Here is a 23,169-nt window from a genome sequence, read left to right as displayed (position 1 = left end):
GGCACGACCATCATGACAGAAGCATCCCTCCTCGCCCGCATCGATCGGCTGGAGTCCCTCGACGCGATCCGCCAGTTGCCTGCCAAGTATTCGCTCGCTCTGGACATGCGCGACGGCGATGCCTGGGTAAACCTGTTCCCCGAAGACGTGCGTGTCGGCGGCGGCAAGACCGGACGCAAAGCCCTGCGCGATTGGTTCGACGAAACGCACTCTATGCAGTTCGACGGTACCAGCCACCATATCGGCGGACACATCATAGACTTCGACGATCCCGATCATGCGCAAGGCGTGGTCTATTCCAAGAACGAGCACGAATGCGGCGCCGAGTGGGTGCTGATGCAGATGATGTACTTCGACCAGTATGAACGCATCGACGGCCGCTGGTACTTCCGCCGCCGCCTGCCGCTCTATTGGTACGCCAGCGACATCAACAAGGCACCGGTGGGTGATCGCAAGATGCGCTGGCCCGGAGTGCCACCCTATCACGGCAGCTTTCATGATCTGTTCCCGAGCTGGAAGACCTACTGGGCCCGACAGGGACAGCCGCACGATGGACCTGTAGAGCCGCCCGCTCCACTCGAGAGGTTCATCGAGACGATGCGGCGTGGCGCGCCACTGCCCAAGCCTCGCGTGCGGAGCTGAGCGCCATGGCCGATGTATTCTCGCCCGTGAAAATCGGCGATCTTGCCTTGCGCAACCGCGTAGTCATGGCACCGATGACCCGCGACCGCGCCGGACCGTGCGACGAACCTACCGAACTCATGGTCGAATATTACCGCCAGCGCGCCTCGGCCGGGCTGATCGTCACCGAAGGCACTCAGCCGTCGCCAACCGGCAAGGGCTACTGGCGCACGCCGGGCATTCATTCGCCGGAACAGGTCGCCGGCTGGCGCAAGGTGGCCGATGCGGTTCATGCCGAAGGTGGCCTCATCGCGATGCAACTGATGCACGTTGGCCGCGCCGCCGTTCGCGCCAACAAGGACCCGGAGGCAGAAACCGTCGCCCCCAGCGCCATCCCCTGCTCCGATCCGATCCCCGGACCCGATGGCGTCCCCGTCGCCACCGAAATGCCTCGCGCATTGGCAGCGCACGAGATTCCCGGCGTGATCGCCGAATATGTCGCAGCTGCGCGCAACGCCCGCGCCGCCGGCATCGACGCGGTCGAACTGCACTGTGCCTCCGGCTACCTGCCGATGCAGTTCCTCTCGTCCAATTCAAACCAGCGCAGCGACGCCTATGGCGGCAACGCAGAGAGCCGCGTCCGCTTCGTGGTGGAAACGCTCTCCGCAATTGCCGCCGCCATTGGCGCGGGCCGCGTCGGCTTCCGCATCTGCCCAGGCGTTACCTTCAACGGCATGGCCGACGCCGATCCAGCCGAGACCTATACGACCCTGCTGAAGGCTGTGGACGGCATGGGCCTCGCATATTGCCACCTGATCCACATTCCCAACGCCGGGTTCGACAGCCTCGAACTCGTCCGCGCCAACTGGCGGGGCGCGGTGATCGAGAACTGCGGGCTCACGCTCGACAAGGCCAACGCGGTGATTGCGCAAGGCAAGGCCGAGGCCGTTTCATTCGGCTACGCCTATATCGCCAACCCCGATCTCGTGGAGCGCTTCCGTTCCGGCGCCCCGCTCGCGAAGGGGGACCGCGCCACATTCTACACCGGCCACGGCGACGATGCGCGCGGCTACACCGACTACCCGCGCGCGGGTTGAGCGAGGACACCATGAACAGACTTAAAGGCAAACGCGCCGTCGTCACCGGCGGAGCGCAGGGCATCGGCGCAGCCATTGCCCGGCGGCTGGCAGATGAAGGCGCGACGGTCGCCATTCTGGACCTTTCGGCGCAGAAGGCTGGCGCAGTCCTGCCCGCTCCCCACATCGGCGTGGCCTGCGACGTGTCGGACACCGCCTCGGTGGACGCCGCCTTTGCGCAAGTGGCTGACCAGCTTGGCGGGATCGACATTCTCGTCAACAACGCCGGGATCGGAAGCGCGCCGGGCGATGGCATGGCCGAATTCTATGCAGGCCAGGCTGCCCGCGCGGGAGGCGATGAAACTGCCTTTGCCGACCAGACCATCCACTGTGCTGACGAAGGCTGGTCAAAGGTCCTGTCCATCACGCTCGACGGCGCCTTCCGCTGCAGCCGCGCCGCAGTGCGGATGATGGCTTCACAAGGCGCAGGCGGTTCGATCATCAACATCGGCTCAACCGCTGCGCTCGCCGGCAATGGCCCGGTGCCCTATGTCACCGCCAAGGCCGCCGTCCTCGGCATGACGCGCGCCATGGCGCGCGAGCTTGCCCCGCGCGGCATTCGCGTAAACGCGGTCAATCCCGGCGCGACCGAGACTCCGATCTACGCGCCCCTGCCCGAAGAGGTGAAAGCCGCCGTCGCCGCGGATAGCGTAATGAAGCGCCTTGCGCGGCCAGAGGAAGTCGCAGGCGCAGTGGCTTATCTCGCCAGCGAGGATGCCAGCTTTGCCACCGGCAGCACGATAAATGTCAACGGTGGCGCCTGGTTCAGCTAAGCGAGGGCTGCCGACGCCTTCGAACCTGGTCAACGTGCAGCCGCGCCATTGATGAAATTCAGCGATAAGACGCGGATCTTTCGGCGCTATGCGCCACGTTTTCCATGACAACGGTTGGCAGGATGACGATGCAGGCCAGGACGTTGATCACGACGGCCAGTTCGAATGCGATCAGTAACCGCTCATCCGCGGCGTTAAAGCCAGTCGGGCCGACCGCCTCGGGGCTCCGCGTCTTTCGCTTCAGGACCATGAGCCACCTACACGATTAGAGACATCAGGACCGCCTTTCTACGCAAGAAGCCATTGGTTTCCAAGGAAGATTTTAAGTGACGGGATGCGTCTCGGCTTGTGTCGCCCCCTCTGCATGGTCAAAGTTGACCAAAATGCCGCAAAAAGCGGTGGGTTGCGCCTAGAAAGGCCGATATACGAAATTGTAAAGCTGTTATTTTGCGCATTAGGTTGACATTGGCGTGGCAACAGGTGCATTTGCGTTGAGATCAAGGAATCGGGAGAAGCAAAGCAATGGCTCATGACATGACCGGCCAGGTGGCCGTGGTCACCGGCGGTAGTGACGGCATTGGCCTTGCCACCGCCAAGCTGCTGGCAGCGCGCGGGGCCACGGTCGTGATCTGCGCCCGCCGCGAGGACAAGCTTGAAGCGGCCCGGGCCGAGATCGCGCAAGTCGGGAAGGTCGAAGCAGTCCGTCTCGACGTTTCCGATGATGCCGCCTTTACTGCGGTGATCGAAGACGTCGCCGCGCGGCATGGACGGCTCGACATGCTGGTGAACAACGCCATGTCGGTCCACTATGCCCCGATTTCGAAACTGACGCTGGAACACTGGCGCAAGGATTTCGCAGTCAATGCCGATGCCGTGTTCGTCGGCACCAAGGCGGCAATGGCGGTGATGGCGAAGCAGGATATTGATGGTCGCCAGCGCGGCTCGATCGTCAACATCGCCTCCACCTGCGGGATCAAGGCGTTGGCCAACATGGCAAGCTATTCGGCCTCGAAGGCCGCACTGGTCCACTTCACCGCAGCTGCGGCGATGGAAGGTGCCCCGCTCGGCATTCGGATCAACGCCATCGTGCCGGGGCAGGTGCAGACCGCCGCGACGCAGGACTATGAAAGCCGCGCGCCTGATTTTGCGGCCGCAACCACCCGCGCCATCCCGATGCAGCGCGGCGGCGAACCCGACGAACTGGCCGAGGCGATCGTGTTCATGCTCTCCAGCGCAGCCAGCTACATCACCGGCACTGCCCTGCCCGTCGATGGCGGCAAAGCCGCACAGCTCTACATGCCGGGTTGAGGCGCAGCGACATGAAGCTTGGATTTTCCGCCGCCGACGAAGACTTCCGCGCCGAATGCGCCGAGTGGCTGCAGGGCCAGATGGCGGGCGAATTCCGCGATATCAGGGGCGTGACCCAGCTTACCGCCATGCCCGAACGGCGGCGCGAATGGGAGCAGCAGCTCGGCGAACACCGCTGGGGCTGCATCGGCTGGCCGACGCAATGGGGCGGGCGCGATGCTACGCTGGCGCAGCAGGTGATCTTCGCCGAGGAATATGCCCGAGCCGGAGTTCCGGGACGCATCAACCACATCGGAGTGGAGCTGGCCGGCCCCACCATCCTCACATTCGGGACCGACGAGCAGAAGCGCCGCTTTCTTCCGGATATCGCCGCCGGCAAGACCATCTTCTGCCAGGGCTTTTCCGAACCAAATGCCGGGTCGGACCTTGGCAGCGTGCGCACCAAGGGGCGCCTGCAAGATGGCGAATGGATCGTGGATGGCCAGAAGATATGGACCAGCCTCGCCCATATCTCCGACTGGATCTTCGTCGTCACCCGCACCCAAGAAGGATCGCAAGGGCCAAAGGGCCTGACCTTCCTGATGATGCCGCTGGATCAGCCGGGCATCGAGGTCCGTCCCATACGCCAGATCAATGGCGATGCCGAGTTCAACGAGACCTTCTTCACCGAAGCGCGCTGCCCTGCCGACAGCCTGATCGGCGCACCAGGAGATGGCTGGAAGATCGCCATGGGCCTGCTTGCGTTCGAGCGTGGCGTGTCCACGCTTGGCCAGCAGATGGGCTTCCGCAACGAACTGGACGAAATCATCGCCGCGGCCAAGGCCACCGGCAAGGACCGCGATCCGGTAATCCGCCAGCGCATCGCCAGCGCCGAAATCGGCCTGCGGCTGATGCGCTACGGCGCGCTGCGGATGCTTTCGAACAGCGATCATTCCAGCATCGACGGCGCTGCCCTCACCTATAAGATCCAGTGGGCATCATGGCGCCGCCGCCTTGGCGAACTGGCGATGGACGTACTGGGCCAGGCGGGCGAAGTGGCCGCCGGCGGATCTTACGAATGGGACGTCCTGCCCAACCTGTTCCTGTTCAGCCGCGCCGACACGATCTACGGCGGCACCAACCAGATCCAGCGCAACCTGATTGCCGAACGCGGCCTTGGTCTTCCTCGCGAACCGCGCGGCTGATCGCCACGGCCGGCCCGCTTGCCCTTGCCCCGCTGCGTAGCGCGCTCTAGGCTACCTTACGCAAACGGGGGGAACGCCTTGTCTGAAGAAAAGCCGACACGCCGCGCCAAAGGTGCAACGCTTGACGATATCGACCTGCGCATCATCGAAGTGCTGCAGCGAGATGGACGCGCGCAATCCACGGTGATCGGCGAGGAACTGGGGCTGACCGGTAATCTGGTAGCGAACCGCATCCGGGCGATGGATGCCGCCGGGCTAATGCGCGTCGTTGCCCTGGCGGACTTTCGCGTACACGGCTATCGTCTGCTTGCCCGCATCCGCCTTCAGGTGAGCGGCCGCGCCCCGCTCGAGGTTGCGCATGAACTGGCACAGCGCGAACATGTGCTGTCAGTACACCTTACCTCGGGCCGTTACCCGGTCAGCTGCCTCTATGCCTTCCACGCCGCGCGCGAGATGATCGAGGCGGCGCGTGACGTTTCGGCCGGGATCGCAGGCGTCGAGGACGTCGACGTCGAACTGCTTAACACCGTCTACCGCTACAACACCGCCGTTGGCCCCATCGCCGCATGATCGACCAGTTCCCGCAGACCGACGAGCTAGACCGACAGATCGCCGAAGCCTTGGCCGACGATGCGCGTCTTTCTTTCCGCAAGATTGCCGCAGACCTCGGCGTCACCGAAGGCACGGTGCGCGGGCGGGTCAAGCGGCTGCAGACCGCGGGGCTGCTCAAGCTCGTCCCCATCGTCGATATCGCGCGCGGACTGGACGCTACCAACGCCGGCCAACATATGATGTTCGTGACGGTGAAATGCGCCAGCGGCAAGCTCGATGCCGTGCGCGAAGGCCTGCTCGCCCTGCCCGAGGTCCGCGCGCTCTACGACGCCAACGCCGCGCTGCGGCTGATCGCCATCTGCGTCCTGCCCAGCCTTGAAGACGCAGCTGCCGTCACCAACCGGGTGCTGGCGCTGGAAGGCATCCGCGAAGCCGAAACCGAGCTGGTTCTCCAGACGGTAAAATATAATGCCGCCATCGGACCCATCGCCACAGTGGAGGACTTGCGCGGAATGGATGCGAGTGCCGAAGACCAGCCTTGATTCTTCGTCCCCCGGGCTTGACCTGGGGGGTCAGAAAAATGGCTTACATCTTCAGACCTTCGCTCGCCGCCCTGCCCACGGCGCGGCGCGTTCCACCTGCCCAGCCAGCTGGAAGAGCAACCCTTCTTCGCCAAAGCGGCCAGTTACCATGATGCCGATAGGCAGCCCATCTTGCGACATTGCCAGTGGCAGTGACATGCTCGGCTGCCCGGTGCCGTTATAGATGCCGGTAAACGCGGTGAACGTGCCGACCTCGCGGCCCCAGTCCATCATCGAACGGCCGGTATCCAGGCCGATCCGGCCCAGCGGCAGCGGCGGCGCCGATAGCGTAGGCGAAAGAATCACGTCCCAGCGTTCCATGAACTGCGCGATCGTCACGGCAGCCGCCTGGTAGGCGTTGTTCCCGCGCGCAAAGTCCATGCCGGTGTAGCTCTTGCCCATCGCCACGAAATCGAGCGTCGTGCGCTCCAGCACGTCGGGGCCCAGTTCAATGCCCAGCGCCTTGGCCCGGTCCACGCAATCGGCAGCGACCGACGACGCCATCAGCGCAAAGCTGCTCGCCCCGATCGCCGCCATGTCGATCTTCGGCGCTGCCTCCTCGACATGGTGGCCAAGGCTTTCGAGCAGCCTGGCTGCCGCCTTCGTGGCCTCCACCACTTGCGGATCGACCGGCGCGCCAGAATACGGGCTGAGCATCAGCGCGATGCGTAACTTGCCCGGATCGCGCCCGACCTCCTGAAGGAACGGCCGTTCCGGCGTCGGTGCGCTATAGCGCGAGCCCGGCTCCACCCCGTGCGTCGTATCAAGGATCGCGGCGGAATCGCGCACCGTGCGGCTGACTGCGTGGTGGACCGACATGCCGCCCCATCCTTCGGTCCTGAGCGGCCCCATCGGCACCCGGCCGCGCGAGGGCTTGAGGCCGAACAGCCCGCAGGCCGAAGCCGGAATGCGGATAGAACCGCCGCCGTCGGTGGCGTGCGCCGCCGGAATTACACCCGCCGCCACCGCTGCCGCCGCGCCGCCCGATGATCCGCCCGCGATCCGCTCCCGATTCCAGGGATTGCGCGTCGGCCCCATGAGCACGCTTTCGGTCGTGCCGGTCAGGCCGAACTCGGGCGTGGTCGTCTTGCCGAAAATCACGAATCCGGCGCGTTCGATGCGGCGCACCAGTTCGGAGGTCACGCTGGCGCGCTGGCCCATGTAGAGGCGGCTGCCGTTCTCGGTGACTTCGCCGGCAATATAAGTGTTGAGGTCTTTCAGCAGCCACGGCACGCCGCTGAACGGCCCTTGCGGCAGGCCTGCCGCGATCGCCTTGCGGGCGTAGTCGTAGTGCTTCTGCGCCATGAAGTTCAGCTGCGGGTTCAGGGCCTCGGCCCGCGCAATCGCCGCTTCCAACAGCTCGCTGGCCGAAACCTTGCGCATTCTCACCAGCTCGGCAAGCCCGAGAGAATCGTGGGTATCGAGGACGTCGTTCATCGCGTGCGCATTCCCCGGCAGGCCGGCGGTTGCGGCAAGCGCAATTCCGCCGGCAAGGGCTTCCCGTCTGGTCGTCTTCACTTCACGTAGTACCGCGAATAGTACTTGCGGAATTGCGCGATCGGGCCGTCGCCTTCGCAGATCAGGGCATTGGGCTCAAACTTCTGGCGATCCCAGATCACCTTGTCCTGATCGAACTGCTTGCAGATGTCGCGGATGATGGCGCGGGCAACGCCGGCCCGCTCACCCTCGGCTTGAGCCCGGGGCTGGGTAAAGCAGAAGCGCACGTGGACATGGTCCAGTTCGACCGGGGTGATGCAGGCCACCAGCAGCGTCTCGGAAATGCCGGTAAAGCGCGTCCAGCTTTGCCCCGGACCCATCGTGTCATAGCTGATCTGGCCGTCGACCTCGCCCCACGGCGTACCCATCTTGGCCTTGACGTCGGCCCCGCGGCCCCATTCGCCCCAGCGCAGATCGCCCAGCGGCACGTTGGCGGTGCCGTGGATGTACTTGAAGTGGGCCACGTCCACGCCGTTCTCGGCCATGTTCTGGATCGAACCGTAGACGTTCCATTCGTAGATGTCGTAGTCGGTCCACTCAGGATCGGTTGCCTCGGGCAGGTGGACCACGTCGAAAAGCGGCGCGGCGTCCTCGGGATGATACCACACCCAGATCCAGCGGTTCGCCTCGGTGACATGCCAGGTCCGCGTACACTTGCGCTTCACCTGCGGCGGGATCGACTTCGAATAGGGGATTTCCTTCACGGTCCCCTCTTCCCCGTCATAGCGCCATGCATGGAACGGGCACTCGAGCAGGTTGCCATGAACCTTGCCGCCATGGCCCATGTGCGCGCCGAGATGCTTGCAATAGGCATCGAGGACGCGGACCTTGCCGTCCTCGCCACGCCACATCGCCAGGTCCTGCGAAAAATAGCGCAGCGGCTTAACCTCCCCCACGGCAAGGTTTGCCGAAAGGTCGATGGGATACCAGCCGAGCGGGAAGCCGATGTCGAGATTGCGTTCTGCCACCGAAGCACGGCCCGGTACCGGCGCGGTGCGCCAGTCGGTCAGGTCCTTGCCTTTCAGCTTCTCGAGGATCTGCCACACCGCCACTGGAGCGGTGCGGGCATCTGTTGCCACTGGATCCGCCATGGTTTCACTCCTGAATTGCCGGGGCGGGGGTTGTCTCCGCATGCCGGCGATCACTGGGGGGAGCAGACTTCCCGGCTCCCTGGGATTGCTTAGAGCCCGAACACCTTCATCGCGTTTTCGCGCAGGAACTTGGGCCACACCTCGTCCTTGAATGGCACGTTCTGCATGTCGGACATGATGCGATCGAGGCTGAGGCCCATCGGGAAGTAGCCGGCGTAGATCACCTTGTCGGCGCCACGCGTGTTGGCATAGTCGATGATCGCCTTGGGGTAGTGCTTGGGCGCAAAGGCGCTGGTCGAATAATAGAGGTTCGGCCATTTCAGCATCAGCTTCACCGCCAGCGCCTCCCACGGCTCGGCTCCGTGGCGCATGACCACCTTCAGTTCCGGGAAGAACCAGCAGACCTCGTCGAGATGCTCGACCTTCTGCGTCTCCATCGGGATGCGCGGGCCGGGAATGCCGACGTTCAACAGGATCGGCAGGCCCAGTTCCTCGCACGCGGAATAGATCGGCCACATATACTTGTGGTTGATCGCCACCTGCGGGAGCGTGCCCGAGGGGAACACCGAGACGGCGGAGAGGCCGACTTCGGCGTGGATGCGCTTGATCCGGCGGACTTCCTCGGTGCCGTTGTTCGGGTTGACCGGCAGGTCGAAGAAGAAGCGGTCGGGGTAGAGCTCCTTGGCGCGGTACGAGGTTTCGTTCTCGTTCCAGCCGACGAGCGCCTTCTCGACGTTGTGCTTGTCCATCTGCGCCACGGTCCAGGCGAGGTAATCGTCCTGCTTGCCCGACTGCGGAATGTCCTTGAACATGTATTGCGCGGGCATGGCGAACTGGCCCAGCGTCTGCTTGTCCTTGATCAGCGGGCGGAACGGCGCGAACCACTCGGCGCGGTCCTCGGCATCGGGAATGCCGAGCATGCAGTCGATGATGCCGATGTTGGTGGGCATGGCCATTTCGTTATTCTCCAGAGAGTTCCGGCCACAGCTTGCGCAAGGCGATCTTGTCGACCTTGCCCAGCGCATTGCGCGGCAGTGGCGTGGTAGTGACGGCGACCCGGGTGGGCGCCTTGTAGCGGGCAAGGCGGCTGGCGACCCATGCGATCACCCCCGCCTCGTCTATGTTCGGCGCGATGACCACGGCGACCAGCCGCTCGCCCAGCCGCTCGTCAGGCAGGCCGAAGGCAGCGCACTCGGTCAGGCCGGGGATCGTGCCCAGCACGCGCTCGACCTCGGCGCAGTAGATGTTCTCGCCGCCCGAGATGACCATGTCCTTCTTGCGGTCGACGATGAAGACATAGCCATCGCTATCGACCATCCCGACATCGCCGGTGCGCAGCCAGCCATCCTCGGTCAGCACGGCAGCGGTCTCCTCCGGGCGGTTCCAGTAGCCCTGCATGACCTGCGCGCCGCGCACCACGATCTCGCCGGTCTCACCTTCGCCCAGCACCTGCCCGTCCGGCCCTTCGATGCGCACTTCCACCATGGCGAGCTTGCGCCCGGCCGCCGCCGGTCGCGCCATGAACTCCGGCCCCACAGCCTGCGCGATCGCGCCCGAGCACTCGGTCATGCCGTAGCCGGTGCCGATCTGCGCATGCGGGCACAGTGCGTGGACTTCCTCGACGAGGTTGACCGGCAGCGCCTGTCCGCCACAGCCGATGTTGCGCAAGGATGAAAGGCTGGTCCCGTCGATCCGCGCGCGGTGCAGGATATCCCACAGCATCGTCGGCACGGCGCTGAACATGCTGATCTGTTCGGCAGCAATCAGCCGCGCCGCTTCGTCGGCATCCCAGCGGCGCATAATCACCACCTTGCCCCCACCCAGGAAGGGCGAAAGGAAGCCCGAGCCGAGCCCCGAAACGTGGAACAGCGGATAGACCAGCAGCGAGGCCTGCTGCGGCATCTGCGCCATCAGCGCCTCGGGCGTGGTGCCCATCTGCGCCGCCATGTTTCCCAGCACGATCATGCCCGACATCTGCGTCGACATCAGCCCGGTGATGACATTACGATGCGAAAGCACCGCGCCCTTGACCCGGCCCGTGGTGCCCGAGGTGAACAGGATCGCGCAGGGGTCGGCAGCCTTTGCCACACTGGCATCAGGACTGGTATCGGCAGTGCGGCGCGCCAGCTCGTCGGCGTTGAATGGCTTGGTCAGGTCGAGCACCCGGCCCTTGAACCCGGCCTCGCGGATCGCGGCAGTGCGCTCGCTGTCGGCCAGCACCACTGCCGGGTCGACATCTTCGAGCATCGCCAGCACTTCCGGACCGGAGCCACGGCTGTTGACCAGTACCGCCACCCCGCCCGCCTTCATCACGGCAAGGAACGCCACTAGCCATTCGGCGCGGTTGCGCATGGCAATGGCCACGCGGTCCCCGCGGGCGATGTGCAGGATCGGCACCAGCTGGTCGCGCCAGGAAAATACCTGATCGTAGGACATGCGCCGTTCGGCGCCCGCACTGTCGAAATCGACCACGCAAGTGCGGTCTCCAAACCGACGCGCGGATTCGATCAGAAGGTTGAGATCGGGCGGCGCGGCAACGAACTGGCGCAAGCCGTCACGCTCGCCGATCTCGAACGGCGATCCCGGCCCGGTCACGGGCGCCAGCACGGCATCGGGAGAGGCGACCACCTGCGGGCGAGTGTTATCGCGCAACATGTCGGACATCGCTCTCCCAAACCTCGTATCGCCTTGTCTGTCTCCTATGTATCGCGCAATTTGCGTATTTCAAGCGTCTTTTATTTGCGCATATGCCTTTCAAGCCCACACATAAGAGCCGCCCCGCGCAAACTGGCGGAATTGCGCGAGTCGCCTATCCGCCGATGGAGGCCAGCAGCGCGACTAGCTGCGCCTGGCGATGCACCCCGGTCTTGGCAAAGACCGATCGCAGCTGCACTTTCGCCGTGTTGTGGGCGATTCCCAGTCGCCGCGCCGCCTCGACCAGGCTCAGCCCCTCGCCCAGCACTGCGGCGAGACGCGCCTCGGCCATGGTCAGGCCAAGCAGGTCGCGCAGCACCTGAGGATCATTGCCGTTCTCCAGGCCCTTTTCCGGCCCCGCCTGCCGGTGCGGGCGGGCAAGGAACAGCGCCAGCGCCCCGGCCCCGCCGTGGATCGCGTTCAGCTCTACCGGCCGCGCCGTTACCACCAGATCGCCCCGCCCTGGCCGCTCGATGCGGAAGCGGGTAAGTCCGCGCTCGCCCCCTTGCGCCAGCAGCTCGCCCACCAGCTTGTGCTGCGCCGCATCGGCAAGGACCAGCTCGTCGCCCCTCCGGCGCAAGCCTTCGTCCTCTGCCAACAGCGCCTCGGCCAAGGCGTTGCTGCTGACGATGCGCCGGTTGCGATCCAGCACCAGCAGCGCAAGGCCCAGTCCTTGCGCGGTGGCGTGGAACATGCCGTGTTCGGCCCCGGCGAACTGCAGCTTCTCGAACAGCGAAACGGCAATACGCAAATGCTGCGCCAGCGCCTGCAGCCGCGCCCGCTCCTCCCGCGTGAAATCGGGCAGCGAATTGTGCCGGCTGACGCGGAAGCGCGCTTCATAGCGCCCCTCGTCCGGCCGCCCTCCCCTGCTTCCGGCCGAATGGCCGCCGCCAAAGTGCAGGTCGATCCCCAGCACCTGGTCGAACCCGCTGCTCGCCATCGCCTGGCGATAGGTAGCAAATGCGCTGTCCGGAAGCTGCGCCATGAACTCCGCATAGGATGTCACCACCCCGTCGCTCAGTCCCTGGAACGGGTCCTCGGCAAACAGCGTCTCGGTATAGGCGGCATCGAACTCCGCATCCGATCCCGGCGTGAGAAACGTCGCGGGCTGGCGCTTGCCGGGCGCGGTGATGATCAGCGTGGCAAAGCTCGCCTGCATCCACCGCGCCAGCGCTTCCAGAAACCCGCGCCACGGCTCCGCCTCCCCGTCCCCCACCGGGCCAACCCCGGCATAAAGCCGGGCCAGCAGATCCGAAAACCCTTCATCGACAGCGCCGCCCATCTACACAGCATAGGCGGCGCGCGCGCGGACTGACAGGGCTTATTCCGCCGCTTCCATCTCTCCCGCTTCGGCCACTTCGAGCGCCCTGAAGTGCGGGATCACCTTTTCGCCGATGTTGCGGATGGTTTCCATGATCACCTCGTGCGGGATGCCGCCCATCTGGAAGATGAAGAGGATCTCATTGGCGCCGGCGTCCTTCAGCCGCTGGACATAGCGGATGCAATCGTCGGGCGTGCCATAGGCGTCCTGCGCCACGGTGTAGTTGGAAAGGTGCTCGTCCCCCACCGGGATCGCCTCTTCGGACAGGTAGGCGATGGTCGCCTGCTTGCCCTGCTCCAGCACCTTGGCGTGATCCTCGGCGTCGAGGTCCTCGTCGACGGAGGGCTTGGCTCCGCCTTGATACCAGTAGGCGATGGACTCGGCGAAGAAGCGCTGGCCGCGCAGGCCGATCTTGCGCGCCTTCTCGCGGTCATCCAGCACGGTCGCGGCGCAGAGCGCGGCAAGGTGTTCGGTCGGGCGGAAGCCCACCTGATCCTCGGCCTTGCGGGTGCGGAAAGCCTCGCGATAGATCGCGTTCTTCTTGGCAATCTCGTCCGGCCCGGAAAAGCCCAGCACCAGCGCGCCGATGCCGCGGCTGCCGGCCGCCACCAGCGTGTTCTCGCGCGTGCAGGCCATGTACATCGGCGGATGAGGGTCCTGCCACGGGCTCGGGTGGATCGGACGCTTGGGGATCTTGATGTAGGTGCCGTCGTGCTCGATCTCGTCCTGCACCATGATCTTGGGGATCAGGTACATCGATTCATCGATCATCGGCTGCAGTTCGTTCAGGTCATAACCGAAGGTCCCGGCCTCCTGCTGCGTGCCGCCCTTGCCCACGCCGAAGTGCAGGCGCCCTTTCGAAAGAATGTCGAGCGTGGCGATGCGCTCGGCCACCTTGACCGGATGGTTCATCGCCGGCGGTAGGCAGACAACGCCGTGCCCGATGTGGATGCGGCTCGTCGCCCCGGCGATGAACGCCAGCACCGTCTCGGGAGCAGACATGTGCGCGTACTGCGTCAGCGCGGTATGCTCGACGCACCAGATGCAGTCGAAGCCCATCTCCTCGGCGAACTTGGCCTGCTCGACGATCTGGAGGAACACCGCGCGCTCGTTTTCGCGACTGGCATCCACCATCTGCGCTTCATAGATGATCGAGAATTTCATGGGGCATCTCTCCGGGCAGCCCGCGGCTCTTTGGCCTGTTCCTGGGCGTGTTGACGTTCCGGACCGAAAACTATCGCACCTGACACCATCGCGCATAACCCAATAGGGTTAGGCAGTTTTGCGCTTCCAAGTTTCCCTGCTGGATAGGCCCTGCCCTAGGCGTCCGCCGGATCGCACCAAAATAAAGGGCGGCGATGCAACCCGCGGATGTGCAGTCGCAGCACTGATACAGTTGCGCTGAGCTGGCCGGAGTGCCCCGCAACAGCGCAGCACTCCCTGCACAGGCCTCAAGCACATGAAATTCGGCCGACATACGCCTTGCGATCAGGCGTCGTCCGCGGTCGCGAATCCTTCTGTCATATCGTCCGGCTCGTTCGCCACAGGGTTACCAGGCACAAGCAGGGCCATGTCGCTCATGGTAACGTAGTCGAGCTTGCCGGTTCCCAGCACGGGCAGTGCTTCCACCACACGGATGTCACGCGGCACCATCAGTTCGGTCACGCCATTGGCCTTGGCCCAGCCTTGCAGCGCCTTGTGCTCTGCCGCAGTTGCAGTGGTGAAGAGCACGAGTTGTTCACCCTTCTTCGGATCTGGCCGGGTCACAACGGCATGGTCGAAACCGGGCCAGCATCTGGCAGCGTAGCCCTCGACGGCAGGGAGCGAGACCATCTCGCCGCCGATCTTGGCGAAACGCTTGGCCCGGCCACGAATGGTTATGAAGCCTGCCTCGTCAATGGTGACGATATCGCCGGTATCGTGCCAGCCTTCCAGTGGCGGCTGGAGCTTGCCCGGATCGGAGGCGAGATAGTATCCTGCCATGACGTTGGGGCCGCGAATGTAAAGGCGTCCGCCTTCCTCGATCCCGGGCACGGTTTCCAGGCGGGTTTCGATTGCGGGCAAGGCGCGGCCGACACTGCCCGCCATGAAATGCATCGGCGTGTTGACCGCGATGACAGGCGCCGCCTCAGTCGCGCCATAGCCCTCGAAGATGCGCAGGCCGAACTTGTCGGCATAGGTCCTTCGCGTCTCGTCACGCACTTTCTCGGCCCCGGCAAAGATATAGCGCAGTGAATAGAAATCGTAGCTGTGGGCCATGCGGGCATAGCCGGAAAGGAAGGTATCGGTGCCGAACATGATGGTGGCATTGGCGTCATAGGCCAGTGCCGGCACGATGCGATAGTGCAGCGGGCTCGGATAGAGGACCACCCGGATCCCGCTCAACAGAGGCAGCAACGTGCCCCCGGTCAGGCCGAAGGAGTGGAACACCGGCAAGGCATTCAGTACGATGTCCGAGGCGTTGAAATCAATGCGGGCAGCCAACTGTCCGCAGTTCGACAGGAGGTTGCGGTGCGTCAGCACGACGCCTTTCGGTACGCCCTCCGAGCCGCTTGTGAAGAGAATGACCGCAGGCGCATCGGGCGAGATTCCCAGCTTGAGATGCCGGTGTTCGGCACTGCTCGCACCCAGCAGGGCGCGCAGCTTTTCGAATGTCCCGATGGTTGCGCCGATGTCTTCGAGCCACACGATGCGCAGCCCGTCAGCCTCGAGCGCTGCAACCACGTCATGCAATTTGGCCTGATCGACAAAGGCACGGGCGGTGACAACAGTACGGATGGCCGCAGTGGCGCATGCCGAACGCATGTTGGCCGCGCCGACGGTGAAATTGAGCATGGCCGGAACGCGACCGATAGCTTGCAATGCGAAGAAGGCTGCTATCGCGCCATTCACATTGGGCATCAGCAGGCCAACCGCCTCGCCCAGCGCCGTATCGCGGGCCAGTCGTTTGCCGAGAAGGGTAGCTGCGGCGAACAGCTTGTCGTAGCTCATCGGTTCGCGCTTCACGTCCTCCACGACAAGTGCCTTGCCGCCATGGATGGCGCGGGCCTCGGCCAGAGCGCTGAACAAGGTGCGATCGGTGTCCGAGGTCGCGAACATCATCGCGCTCATCTCGTCGTAAAGCCGTCGTCCGGCAATCGCGCGACGCTGGCGCGCGGTCATTTCTCCTTCGATGGCGAAGTGGCGCGGCGGCAGGACCGTAAGCGTGATCTTCGGAAACCAACGCAGGCGCACCTTGCCCTGCATCCTCGAGAACCGCGTATATTGTGGTCCGTCGAGGCGCACCGGAATGATAGGCGCTTCGGCCTTGTCGGCAACCATGCCAGGGCCATCGAAAACTTTCATCAGCGCGCCGGTGCGGGTGATCCGGCCCTCCGGAAAGATCACCAGGGTTCGTCCCTCCTTCACTGCCTTGACCATCGCCTTGGCCGCCATCGGGTTGGTGGGATCGACCGGAAAGGCCCGGAACAGCTTCAGGAAAGGCTTGATCCAGACCGATCGCGCTATTTGGGTATTAACCGCGAAAGTGGGCTTCCCGGGCAGAAATGCCCCCAGCAGCACCCCATCAAGGAAGCTCACGTGGTTTACGACCACTACAGCACGTTCGCCCGCCCGGGGCATGTGTTCCATGCCAGAAACCTCCACGCGATAGAGTATGCGCAAGGTGAGACGGATCACGTCCTTGAACAGCGTCTCTGGCAGCAGCCAGACAGAGGCAAGCGCGACGAACAACGTGGCAAAGCCGAGAGCGCCGATCAGACCAGGTATGTCCACACCGGCGGCCAGCAAGCCCGTGATGGCAAGCACCGCGAGTACCGTGAGTCCGGCATTCACGACATTGTTGGCAGCGATGATCTGCGAGCGCTTGTCCTCGGGGCTGGCTACCTGAAGGATGGCATAGAGCGGAACGATGAACATGCCGCCGGAGACTGCGATCACTGCAAGATCAAAAAGAATATGCCAGGCGCCCGGCGTGCCGAGGAATTGCGGCACCGATGCTCCGGCGGTCCGCACCTCGAACCCGCTTGTGGCGATCCACAGATCGATCAGACCCGCGGCAAGGACAAGGGCCGAGATCGGCACGTAGCGGGCCGAGACCTCACCCTTCAGCAAACGATTCACGATCAGGGAGCCGACCGCAATGGCAACCGAGAAAATTACCAGAAACAGCGTCGCCACTTCCTGCCGTGCCGCCAGCGTACCCGAGACGAGCGGCGCGAACTCGCTCACCAGGACCGCGCCCGCAGCGAAGAACCAACTGATCCCGAGAATCGAAAGCCACACACCGCGACCTTCACGGGCTGTGGCGAGAATGGCCCGGGTTCCACGCCACAGGTTGCGATCGATCGCGTGGCCGTTGCCGCTTGGCGGGGCAGCGGGCACGGCAAGGCTCATCACAAAGCCAAGCAGCGCAAATCCAAAGGCGGCAAGCCCCGCTTCCCAAGGAGGGATGACGCCCGCCAGCAACTGTCCGCCAAGAATTGCAAGGAAAGTGCCTCCTTCGATCAATCCGGTGCCGCCCATCACTTCGCCAGCATGAAGGTGCTGGGGCAGGATCGAATACTTGACCGGCCCGAACAGCGTCGAGTGCACTCCCATGAGGAACAGGCTGGCAAGAAGCAGCGGAAGGGACAGGTACCAGAAACCGGCCAGCGCTATGGCCATGATTGCCACTTCGGCAGCCTTGATCCAACGGATGAGGCGCGCCTTGTCCATCGCATCGGCAAGCTGTCCGGCAAGCGAGGAGAACAGGAAGTAGGGCAGGATGAACAGGCCCGTAGCCACTGCTGCCAGCAACTTTGCCTTTTCGGGATCGGTCGAAAGGATGCCGAAATTGGCGAGGAACAGCAGCGCGAACTTCAGGAGGTTGTCGTTGAAGGCGCCGAGGAACTGGACCGAGAAGATCGGGCCGAAACGGCGCTTGGCAAGCAGGCTGAAATCGGGTGCGGACATCTGGAACCCTTTGCAATTCAAAGCTGCCATTACCGGAACAAGTGTTCCGGACGGGTTAAGGGCAGAAAACCAGGCCAATCCAGACCCTCTCCCCTTCACGACTCGCAGGACTAGTCGCAAATTATACATTGTTCAATTAAAATAATAGACAGTGTTCAATTTATGCCATAGCTATAGGCCATGGGACGCAGATCGGATCATAGCCGCGAGGAGTTGCGCGAAATCATCGTTGCCGCTGGGCATAGGCACATGGAGGAAGTGGGATTTGCACACTTCTCGGCGCGCGAAGTAGCCAAACGCATCGGCTATTCGATCGGCACGCTCTACAACGTCTTCGGCAGCTATGACGCGCTGATCCTTGCCATCAACGGGCGAACCTTGGCGCTGTGGCGCGACCACCTTCGGCGGCGTCTGGCAGCCGTGGGAGAACCGAGCCCCCCTCACGAAAGGCTCGCGGCAGCTATTACGGCCTACTTCGAATTTGCAAAAGACCACCGACACGCTTGGGCGGCAATCTATGATTTCCGGCTGCCGGAAGACTGCACGCCTCCTCCAGAATACCAAGCCGAAGTGCGCGCTATTTTCGACGTCGTCGTTCAGGAAGTGCGCGCCGCATTAACTCCCGACAGGAAGGATCTGGCGGAACACCTCACGCGCTCGCTGCTGGCGACTGTCCATGGACATTGCGTCTTTGCCATGAACGGAACCTTCATGATCCTTGCCGAGCCATCGCCGGTCGATGCCGCCCTGCAACGTGTAAAGGACGCGGTCGGGATCACTCCTTGAACCAATACCTGTGACCGAGAGCCGGATGCAGAAACTGCAACTATGAAGTAGCCGTTCGCATTTGCCAAAGAATGGAAGCTACCGCATATGCGAACTGCCTTTCAGGCATCCTCTCCCAAACTTTTCAAGGCTGGCCTTCGGGCCGGCCTTTCTTTTTGGGCTCTAATGCCATTTCGACAGATCCTGGCACAGCGGCACTTCCGAAGCGCGCGTTGACTTACTTCAGCCAGTGCCGCGCCAGTGCCACATGCAACCGGACGCCGGTTTCAAGCACGTTATCGTTGAAATCATACTGCGGATTATGGAGCGGAGCACCATGGGTGTGGCTGCCTTGCCCCAGCCAGATATACGCTCCGGGGCGCTGTTGCAGCATGAAGGAGAAGTCTTCCGAGGTCGGCGCAGGTTCGGGAGCAAGCTCCGCCGTTCCCAAGGTAGCAGCCACTCCGAGCACATCGGCGGCAGCTTGGGGATCGTTGATCGTGGCTGGATAGTAGCGGTCGTAATCCAGCATGCATTCAACCTCGAACGACGTCGCAATGCCTTTCAGTATTGCGCGCATCCGCTCCTCGATCCGATCCTGAACGACCGGGTCGAATGTGCGGACAGTACCGCCGACCATGACTTCTGCCGGTGTGACGTTGTGCGCGTGACCGCCGTGAATTTGCGTAACTGAAAGGACGGCTGACGCAGAAGGCGCCACGGCGCGACTGACGATGGTGTTGAGTTGCTGGACGAGGCTCGCCGCAGCAAGGATCGCATCAGGACTGTCCTGCGGTATCGCTGCGTGTCCGCCCTTGCCGGTCAGCGTGATCCGGAACTTGTCAGCCGCGCCCATGATTGCGCCGGGGCGCGTGCTGATCGTCCCGGCAGGAAGACCGGGCCAGTTGTGCAAGGTATAGACCCGATCACAAGGAAAGCGGTCAAACAGCCCTTCCTCGATCATCACGCGTGCTCCACCCAGCCCTTCCTCGGCAGGTTGGAAGATGAGGTGGAGCGTACCGGCAAAATCGGGATCGGCAGCCAGAACCCGGGCAGCGCCCAACAGCATGGCGACATGGCCGTCATGCCCGCAGCCGTGGAAGGAGCCGGGCGTCTTGCTGGCCCAGGGCAAGTTGGTCATTTCCTGAATCGGCAGGGCGTCCATGTCTGCCCGCAGGCCAAGTGTGCGCGATCCTTCGCGCCTGCCCTTCAGGACCCCGACAACTCCGGTCGTGCCGATGCCTTCATGCACTTCGATGCCAAGTGCGCGCAGCTCATCAGCAATGCGGCCTGCTGTCCGCTGCTCGCAAAACCCGAGTTCCGGATTGGCATGGATATCCCGACGCAGTGCGACGAGATCATTCAAAAGATCCGCTTGCAACTGAACCTGGTCAGCCATGCGTCTGTCCAAACAGGTTCTGGATCGGGAGTCTGTGCTTGATGAAGGGTGATTTGATCACGATGTAGCTGAAGTACTTCTCGATGCCGTAATCACTTTCGAGCATGCCTTCCATGATCGATTGATAGTGTGAAACACCGCGCGCCACGAACTTGAGCAGATAATCATAGCCGCCTGAAACGAGGTGGCATTCGACGATCTCGTCGAGCTTGGCAATGCGGCTTTCGAAACGGCTGAAATCGCCCTGGCGATGTTCGCTGAGCGTGACTTCGGTAAATACCGTGAGGTATTCACCCAGCTTGCTGAAATTCACGTGTGCGCCATAGCCCGTGATATATCCGGCCTTTTCCAGGCGCTTGACCCGCGTCAGGCAGGGGCTCGGCGAAAGGCCGACCGCATCGGCCAGTTCCACGTTGGTGATCCGGCCCTCCTGCTGGAGCTTGGCAAGGATCTTGAGGTCTATCCTGTCGAGCTTGGGTCCGGGCAGCATGGTTTGTTCCCCCGTCAGGCGTCTTGCAGCGCGACGACCGCGCGAATGTCGGGCTGCTCAAGCAGTTGGTCAAGCGACCGTTCTACCCGTTCGAAGATCATATCCATTTCGTCGAGCGAGCAGCATAGCGCCGGTGCAAAACCAATGACTGCATTGGCAAAACAGCGCACGATCACCCCATTGCCATAGGTCAGTTTCGACAGCCTTCCGCCAATGTCGAGCGATGGATCGAAAATTGCCTTCGTCGCCTTGTTCGGGGTCAGTTCGATCGCACCTAACATCCCGCGATAGCGTACGTCGCCAACCAGTGGATGTGACCCGATCCGTTCCATGTGTTGCGCGAACCGCTCACCCGTCACGCGGCCATTTTCCAGCAGGCCGCCCTCACGATAAAGGCGCAGCACTTCCAGGCCCACCGCAGCGGCCACGGGGTGGCCAGAATACGTCTGGCCATGGCCGATCGGCAGCGCGGCAGGCGCTGCGTCGGCGATGGTCTGGTAGACGTGGTCGGCCATGAACATAGCGCCCATCGGTATGTATCCAGACGTCAAGCCCTTGGCCGTGGTCATGAAATCTGGAGAGACATCTTCATCCAGACAGGCAAACAACGGCCCGGTGCGGCCAAAGCCGGTGATGACCTCGTCCACCAGCATCAGGATGCCAAGTCGGGTACATGCTTCGCGAAGAGCCTTGAGCCAGCCCTTCGGGGGCACGATCACCCCGCCCGAACCCTGGATCGGTTCGCAGCAAAATGCCGCCACGTTGTCCGCCCCGAGTTCTGCCACCTTGGCCTCAAGCGCTGCGACTGTGGAAGCGATCACGGCCGCGTCATCGTCCCCTTGAGGATGACGATACTGATATGGCGAGGCGATATGGTGCTGCCATGGCCGTGGCAGATCGAAATTGCGGTGGAAGTTGCCCAGCGCGGTTAGCCCGGCGCCAAGGCTACTAGATCCATGATATCCCCATTCCAGCGCGATGAAATGTTTCTTGTCGGGCTTCCCGGCGGCATTCCAGTAATGGACGATGTAGCGGATCGCGCTGTCCACCGCGTCAGAGCCGCCCTGGGTGAAGAACACATGGTCCAAGCCATCGGGCGCGGCGGCAGTCAATTCCCCCGCAAGGCGGATGGCCGGTTCACTGGCAAAATGGAAATAGCCCGTGGCATAAGGCAGGCGGCGCATCTGCTCTGCCGCAACCTCGACGATCGAATCCTGACCATAGCCGACATTGACGCACCACAACCCGGCAAAGGCATCGAGCAACTGGTTGCCGTCCGCATCGGTCAACCACATGCCCTTGCCGGTTTCCAGCACGATGGCGCCATGCTGCTCGTGCCCCCTGAACGACGTGACCGAATGGATCAGATGGTCGCGGTCGATATCGATGAGGGAACGGTTTGTTAGGTTGGTCATCGCGTTTCGTCCATTCCGTAGCATTCGCTGAAGGCTATGTCAGCGCCCCAAGCGGGTTTCGCCGAATGAGCAAGCAAATGATTATCGGCGTCCTTTTGACATGAAGGCGCGCGGCATATTCTGCCGCACGCCTCCTTTGCCCCGGCCTTGCAGGCCCGGCATGTCGCAAAGCTCAGAAGTACTTGAGCCAGGTGATGTCACGGCGGCGGCGCTTCAGGCGCGCATACCAGACCGTCGGCAGATAGAGCGGCACGATCATCGCCACGAACCACAGCAGCACCCAGTTGTAGTTGTCGAACATGTAGGCCGTGCCGTTGTTCGGACCCCAGATGGCAAGAGCACTGTGGTAGAGGATGCGAAGAACCGTGAGGTGCAGCAGATAGAAGAACATCGGTGCGCCGCCGAAGATCGCCAATGCCGCGACCAGGCGCGAGTCATTGATCTTCTCGAACAGCACGAGCAGCAGTGCCCCGCCCCCCAGCGTCGGCAGCAGGAACAGCAGCGACGGCGGATATTTCGTCATCGAGATGAAGCTGATGACCGTGCGAACCGGATCGCCTTCGACCACGAACCACGGCTTGTCGCCATAGACGTTGAGCAGGCGCAACAGCACAAACGCGGCGATCATGCCGAAGCCCAGCATGAGCAGGCGCTTCTGCCGGACTGCGGGCTCGACCTCTCCCGTGAACCAGGGCCCGATGCCGAAGCCGAGCAGGATCACGCCGAGCCATGCGAGGATCGGATAGGTTGTCTTGGCCACGAAGCCGAGCGGCAAATCGAACGCGTCACGCTGGTGCAGCAGGGCCCAGACCGGGAACAGGGCATCGTCCTTGGTCAGCACGATCGGATCAAGCAGGTTGTGGAAGCATACGATGCCAAGGCCCAGCGCAATGATCGCCGGCCGTGGCAGGCGCATGAAGGCCGCCAGCAGGATCATGCATATGCCGATTGCCCAGATCACCTGAAGCCAGAACGTCGGCTGCGGCACGATCCCCCAATAGAGCGGCGAGAGATAGACCAGCTCGATCACGATCAGCAGAAGGCCACGCTTGAGAAGGTATTCAGTGGTCTCCTCAACCGTGTGATTGACGCTGAAAAGGTAGACGCCAAGCCCGGTCAGCGCGACGAAGATCGGCGCACAGAAGCTCACCGCGAACCGGGCAAAACCAATGGCAGGGATGATGGTCAGGGCATTGATCGGGTCGGTCACCGGATAGTTGACGAACCACGTCTCACGCAGGTGATCGAGCAGCATCAGCACCATCACGAAACCGCGCAGCGCGTCGATGTTGGCCAGACGGGCATGGGCCGTGGCCTTTGTCCCTCCTGCTGCAAGATTTATGCCCCCGGGAGGCAATGTCATACTGGTGGCCATGATCCCTGCCCTCT

Annotated in this window: 20 protein-coding genes; 8 read left to right on the top strand and 12 right to left on the bottom strand. The window is 63.1% G+C overall.

What is annotated here, in order from left to right; genetic code table 11:
• Positions 1-12: 12 nt before the first annotated feature.
• From AC3WLM_RS18275 to AC3WLM_RS18265, 3 genes are read left to right on the top strand one after another with little or no spacing between them, the layout of a single operon-like run.
• Positions 13-642 carry a nuclear transport factor 2 family protein gene (locus AC3WLM_RS18275; protein ID WP_492478343.1) on the top strand — a complete coding sequence of 210 codons (630 nt, stop codon included), beginning with the start codon at positions 13-15 and terminating at the stop codon, positions 640-642.
• 5 nt (positions 643-647) lie between these two features.
• Positions 648-1,718, top strand: a complete 1,071-nt coding sequence (locus tag AC3WLM_RS18270) for an alkene reductase (protein WP_492478342.1) — start codon at positions 648-650, stop codon at positions 1,716-1,718.
• Between the two features lie 11 nt (positions 1,719-1,729).
• Positions 1,730-2,530, top strand: a complete 801-nt coding sequence (locus tag AC3WLM_RS18265) for an SDR family NAD(P)-dependent oxidoreductase (protein ID WP_492478341.1) — start codon at positions 1,730-1,732, stop codon at positions 2,528-2,530.
• A 58-nt stretch (positions 2,531-2,588) separates the two neighbouring features.
• On the opposite strand, the gene AC3WLM_RS18260 is transcribed toward AC3WLM_RS18265, so the two are convergent.
• Positions 2,589-2,780 carry a hypothetical protein gene (locus AC3WLM_RS18260; RefSeq protein ID WP_492478340.1) on the bottom strand — a complete coding sequence of 64 codons (192 nt, stop codon included), beginning with the start codon at positions 2,778-2,780 and terminating at the stop codon, positions 2,589-2,591.
• Positions 2,781-3,052: 272 nt separating this feature from the next.
• Here AC3WLM_RS18260 and AC3WLM_RS18255 point away from each other — a divergent pair, with 272 nt between their 5' ends.
• The 4 genes from AC3WLM_RS18255 to AC3WLM_RS18240 all read left to right on the top strand — a co-directional run bounded on the left by AC3WLM_RS18255 (position 3,053) and on the right by AC3WLM_RS18240 (position 6,116).
• Positions 3,053-3,838 (top strand): SDR family NAD(P)-dependent oxidoreductase, encoded by a 786-nt coding sequence (locus AC3WLM_RS18255; protein WP_193828808.1) that lies wholly within the window; start codon positions 3,053-3,055, stop codon positions 3,836-3,838.
• Between the two features lie 11 nt (positions 3,839-3,849).
• Positions 3,850-5,022 (top strand): acyl-CoA dehydrogenase family protein, encoded by a 1,173-nt coding sequence (locus AC3WLM_RS18250; RefSeq protein WP_492478339.1) that lies wholly within the window; start codon positions 3,850-3,852, stop codon positions 5,020-5,022.
• Between the two features lie 78 nt (positions 5,023-5,100).
• Positions 5,101-5,592 carry an Lrp/AsnC family transcriptional regulator gene (locus AC3WLM_RS18245; RefSeq protein WP_052242557.1) on the top strand — a complete coding sequence of 164 codons (492 nt, stop codon included), beginning with the start codon at positions 5,101-5,103 and terminating at the stop codon, positions 5,590-5,592.
• Positions 5,589-6,116, top strand: a complete 528-nt coding sequence (locus AC3WLM_RS18240) for an Lrp/AsnC family transcriptional regulator (RefSeq protein ID WP_193828806.1) — start codon at positions 5,589-5,591, stop codon at positions 6,114-6,116. The genes AC3WLM_RS18245 and AC3WLM_RS18240 overlap by 4 nt, the downstream gene beginning before the upstream one ends.
• Positions 6,117-6,167: 51 nt before the next feature.
• Here AC3WLM_RS18240 and AC3WLM_RS18235 read toward each other — a convergent pair whose 3' ends face one another.
• From AC3WLM_RS18235 to AC3WLM_RS18205, 7 genes are all read right to left on the bottom strand, one after another.
• Positions 6,168-7,673 carry an amidase gene (locus tag AC3WLM_RS18235; RefSeq protein ID WP_492478338.1) on the bottom strand — a complete coding sequence of 502 codons (1,506 nt, stop codon included), beginning with the start codon at positions 7,671-7,673 and terminating at the stop codon, positions 6,168-6,170.
• Positions 7,670-8,743, bottom strand: coding sequence for a Rieske 2Fe-2S domain-containing protein (locus AC3WLM_RS18230; protein WP_230487930.1), 1,074 nt, complete (start codon positions 8,741-8,743; stop codon positions 7,670-7,672). The genes AC3WLM_RS18235 and AC3WLM_RS18230 overlap by 4 nt, the downstream gene beginning before the upstream one ends.
• 89 nt (positions 8,744-8,832) lie before the next feature.
• The gene (locus AC3WLM_RS18225) at positions 8,833-9,699 is read right to left on the bottom strand and encodes an amidohydrolase family protein (protein ID WP_062345230.1); all 867 of its coding nucleotides are present in this window, start codon (positions 9,697-9,699) and stop codon (positions 8,833-8,835) included.
• Positions 9,700-9,703: 4 nt separating this feature from the next.
• A complete protein-coding gene (locus tag AC3WLM_RS18220; protein WP_492478337.1) occupies positions 9,704-11,407 on the bottom strand; it encodes a class I adenylate-forming enzyme family protein in 1,704 nt (567 codons plus the stop codon).
• Between the two features lie 145 nt (positions 11,408-11,552).
• Positions 11,553-12,719 carry a helix-turn-helix transcriptional regulator gene (locus tag AC3WLM_RS18215; protein WP_193828803.1) on the bottom strand — a complete coding sequence of 389 codons (1,167 nt, stop codon included), beginning with the start codon at positions 12,717-12,719 and terminating at the stop codon, positions 11,553-11,555.
• A 39-nt stretch (positions 12,720-12,758) separates the two neighbouring features.
• Positions 12,759-13,922, bottom strand: coding sequence for an LLM class flavin-dependent oxidoreductase (locus tag AC3WLM_RS18210; RefSeq protein ID WP_193828802.1), 1,164 nt, complete (start codon positions 13,920-13,922; stop codon positions 12,759-12,761).
• Positions 13,923-14,246: 324 nt separating this feature from the next.
• Positions 14,247-17,711, bottom strand: coding sequence for an acyl-[ACP]--phospholipid O-acyltransferase (locus tag AC3WLM_RS18205; RefSeq protein ID WP_492478336.1), 3,465 nt, complete (start codon positions 17,709-17,711; stop codon positions 14,247-14,249).
• A 213-nt stretch (positions 17,712-17,924) separates the two neighbouring features.
• Here AC3WLM_RS18205 and AC3WLM_RS18200 point away from each other — a divergent pair, with 213 nt between their 5' ends.
• Entirely contained in the window at positions 17,925-18,497 is a 573-nt protein-coding gene (locus tag AC3WLM_RS18200) for a TetR/AcrR family transcriptional regulator (protein WP_492478335.1), read from the top strand.
• 217 nt (positions 18,498-18,714) lie between these two features.
• Here AC3WLM_RS18200 and AC3WLM_RS18195 read toward each other — a convergent pair whose 3' ends face one another.
• The 4 genes from AC3WLM_RS18195 to AC3WLM_RS18180 form a co-directional block, all read right to left on the bottom strand.
• Positions 18,715-19,875, bottom strand: a complete 1,161-nt coding sequence (locus AC3WLM_RS18195) for a M20 aminoacylase family protein (RefSeq protein WP_492478334.1) — start codon at positions 19,873-19,875, stop codon at positions 18,715-18,717.
• Positions 19,868-20,365 (bottom strand): Lrp/AsnC family transcriptional regulator, encoded by a 498-nt coding sequence (locus tag AC3WLM_RS18190; protein WP_039335969.1) that lies wholly within the window; start codon positions 20,363-20,365, stop codon positions 19,868-19,870. Before AC3WLM_RS18190 ends, AC3WLM_RS18195 begins: the two co-directional genes overlap by 8 nt.
• A 14-nt stretch (positions 20,366-20,379) precedes the next feature.
• A complete protein-coding gene (locus AC3WLM_RS18185; protein WP_492478333.1) occupies positions 20,380-21,780 on the bottom strand; it encodes an aspartate aminotransferase family protein in 1,401 nt (466 codons plus the stop codon).
• 172 nt (positions 21,781-21,952) lie between these two features.
• On the bottom strand, positions 21,953-23,155 hold the full coding sequence (locus AC3WLM_RS18180; protein WP_492478332.1) for an acetyltransferase domain-containing protein: 1,203 nt from the start codon (positions 23,153-23,155) through the stop codon (positions 21,953-21,955).
• Positions 23,156-23,169 lie beyond the last annotated feature (14 nt).

Source organism: Novosphingobium sp. FW305-C-30-35 (genome assembly GCF_058783135.1).
This window is presented reverse-complemented; position numbering and strand designations above follow the sequence as displayed.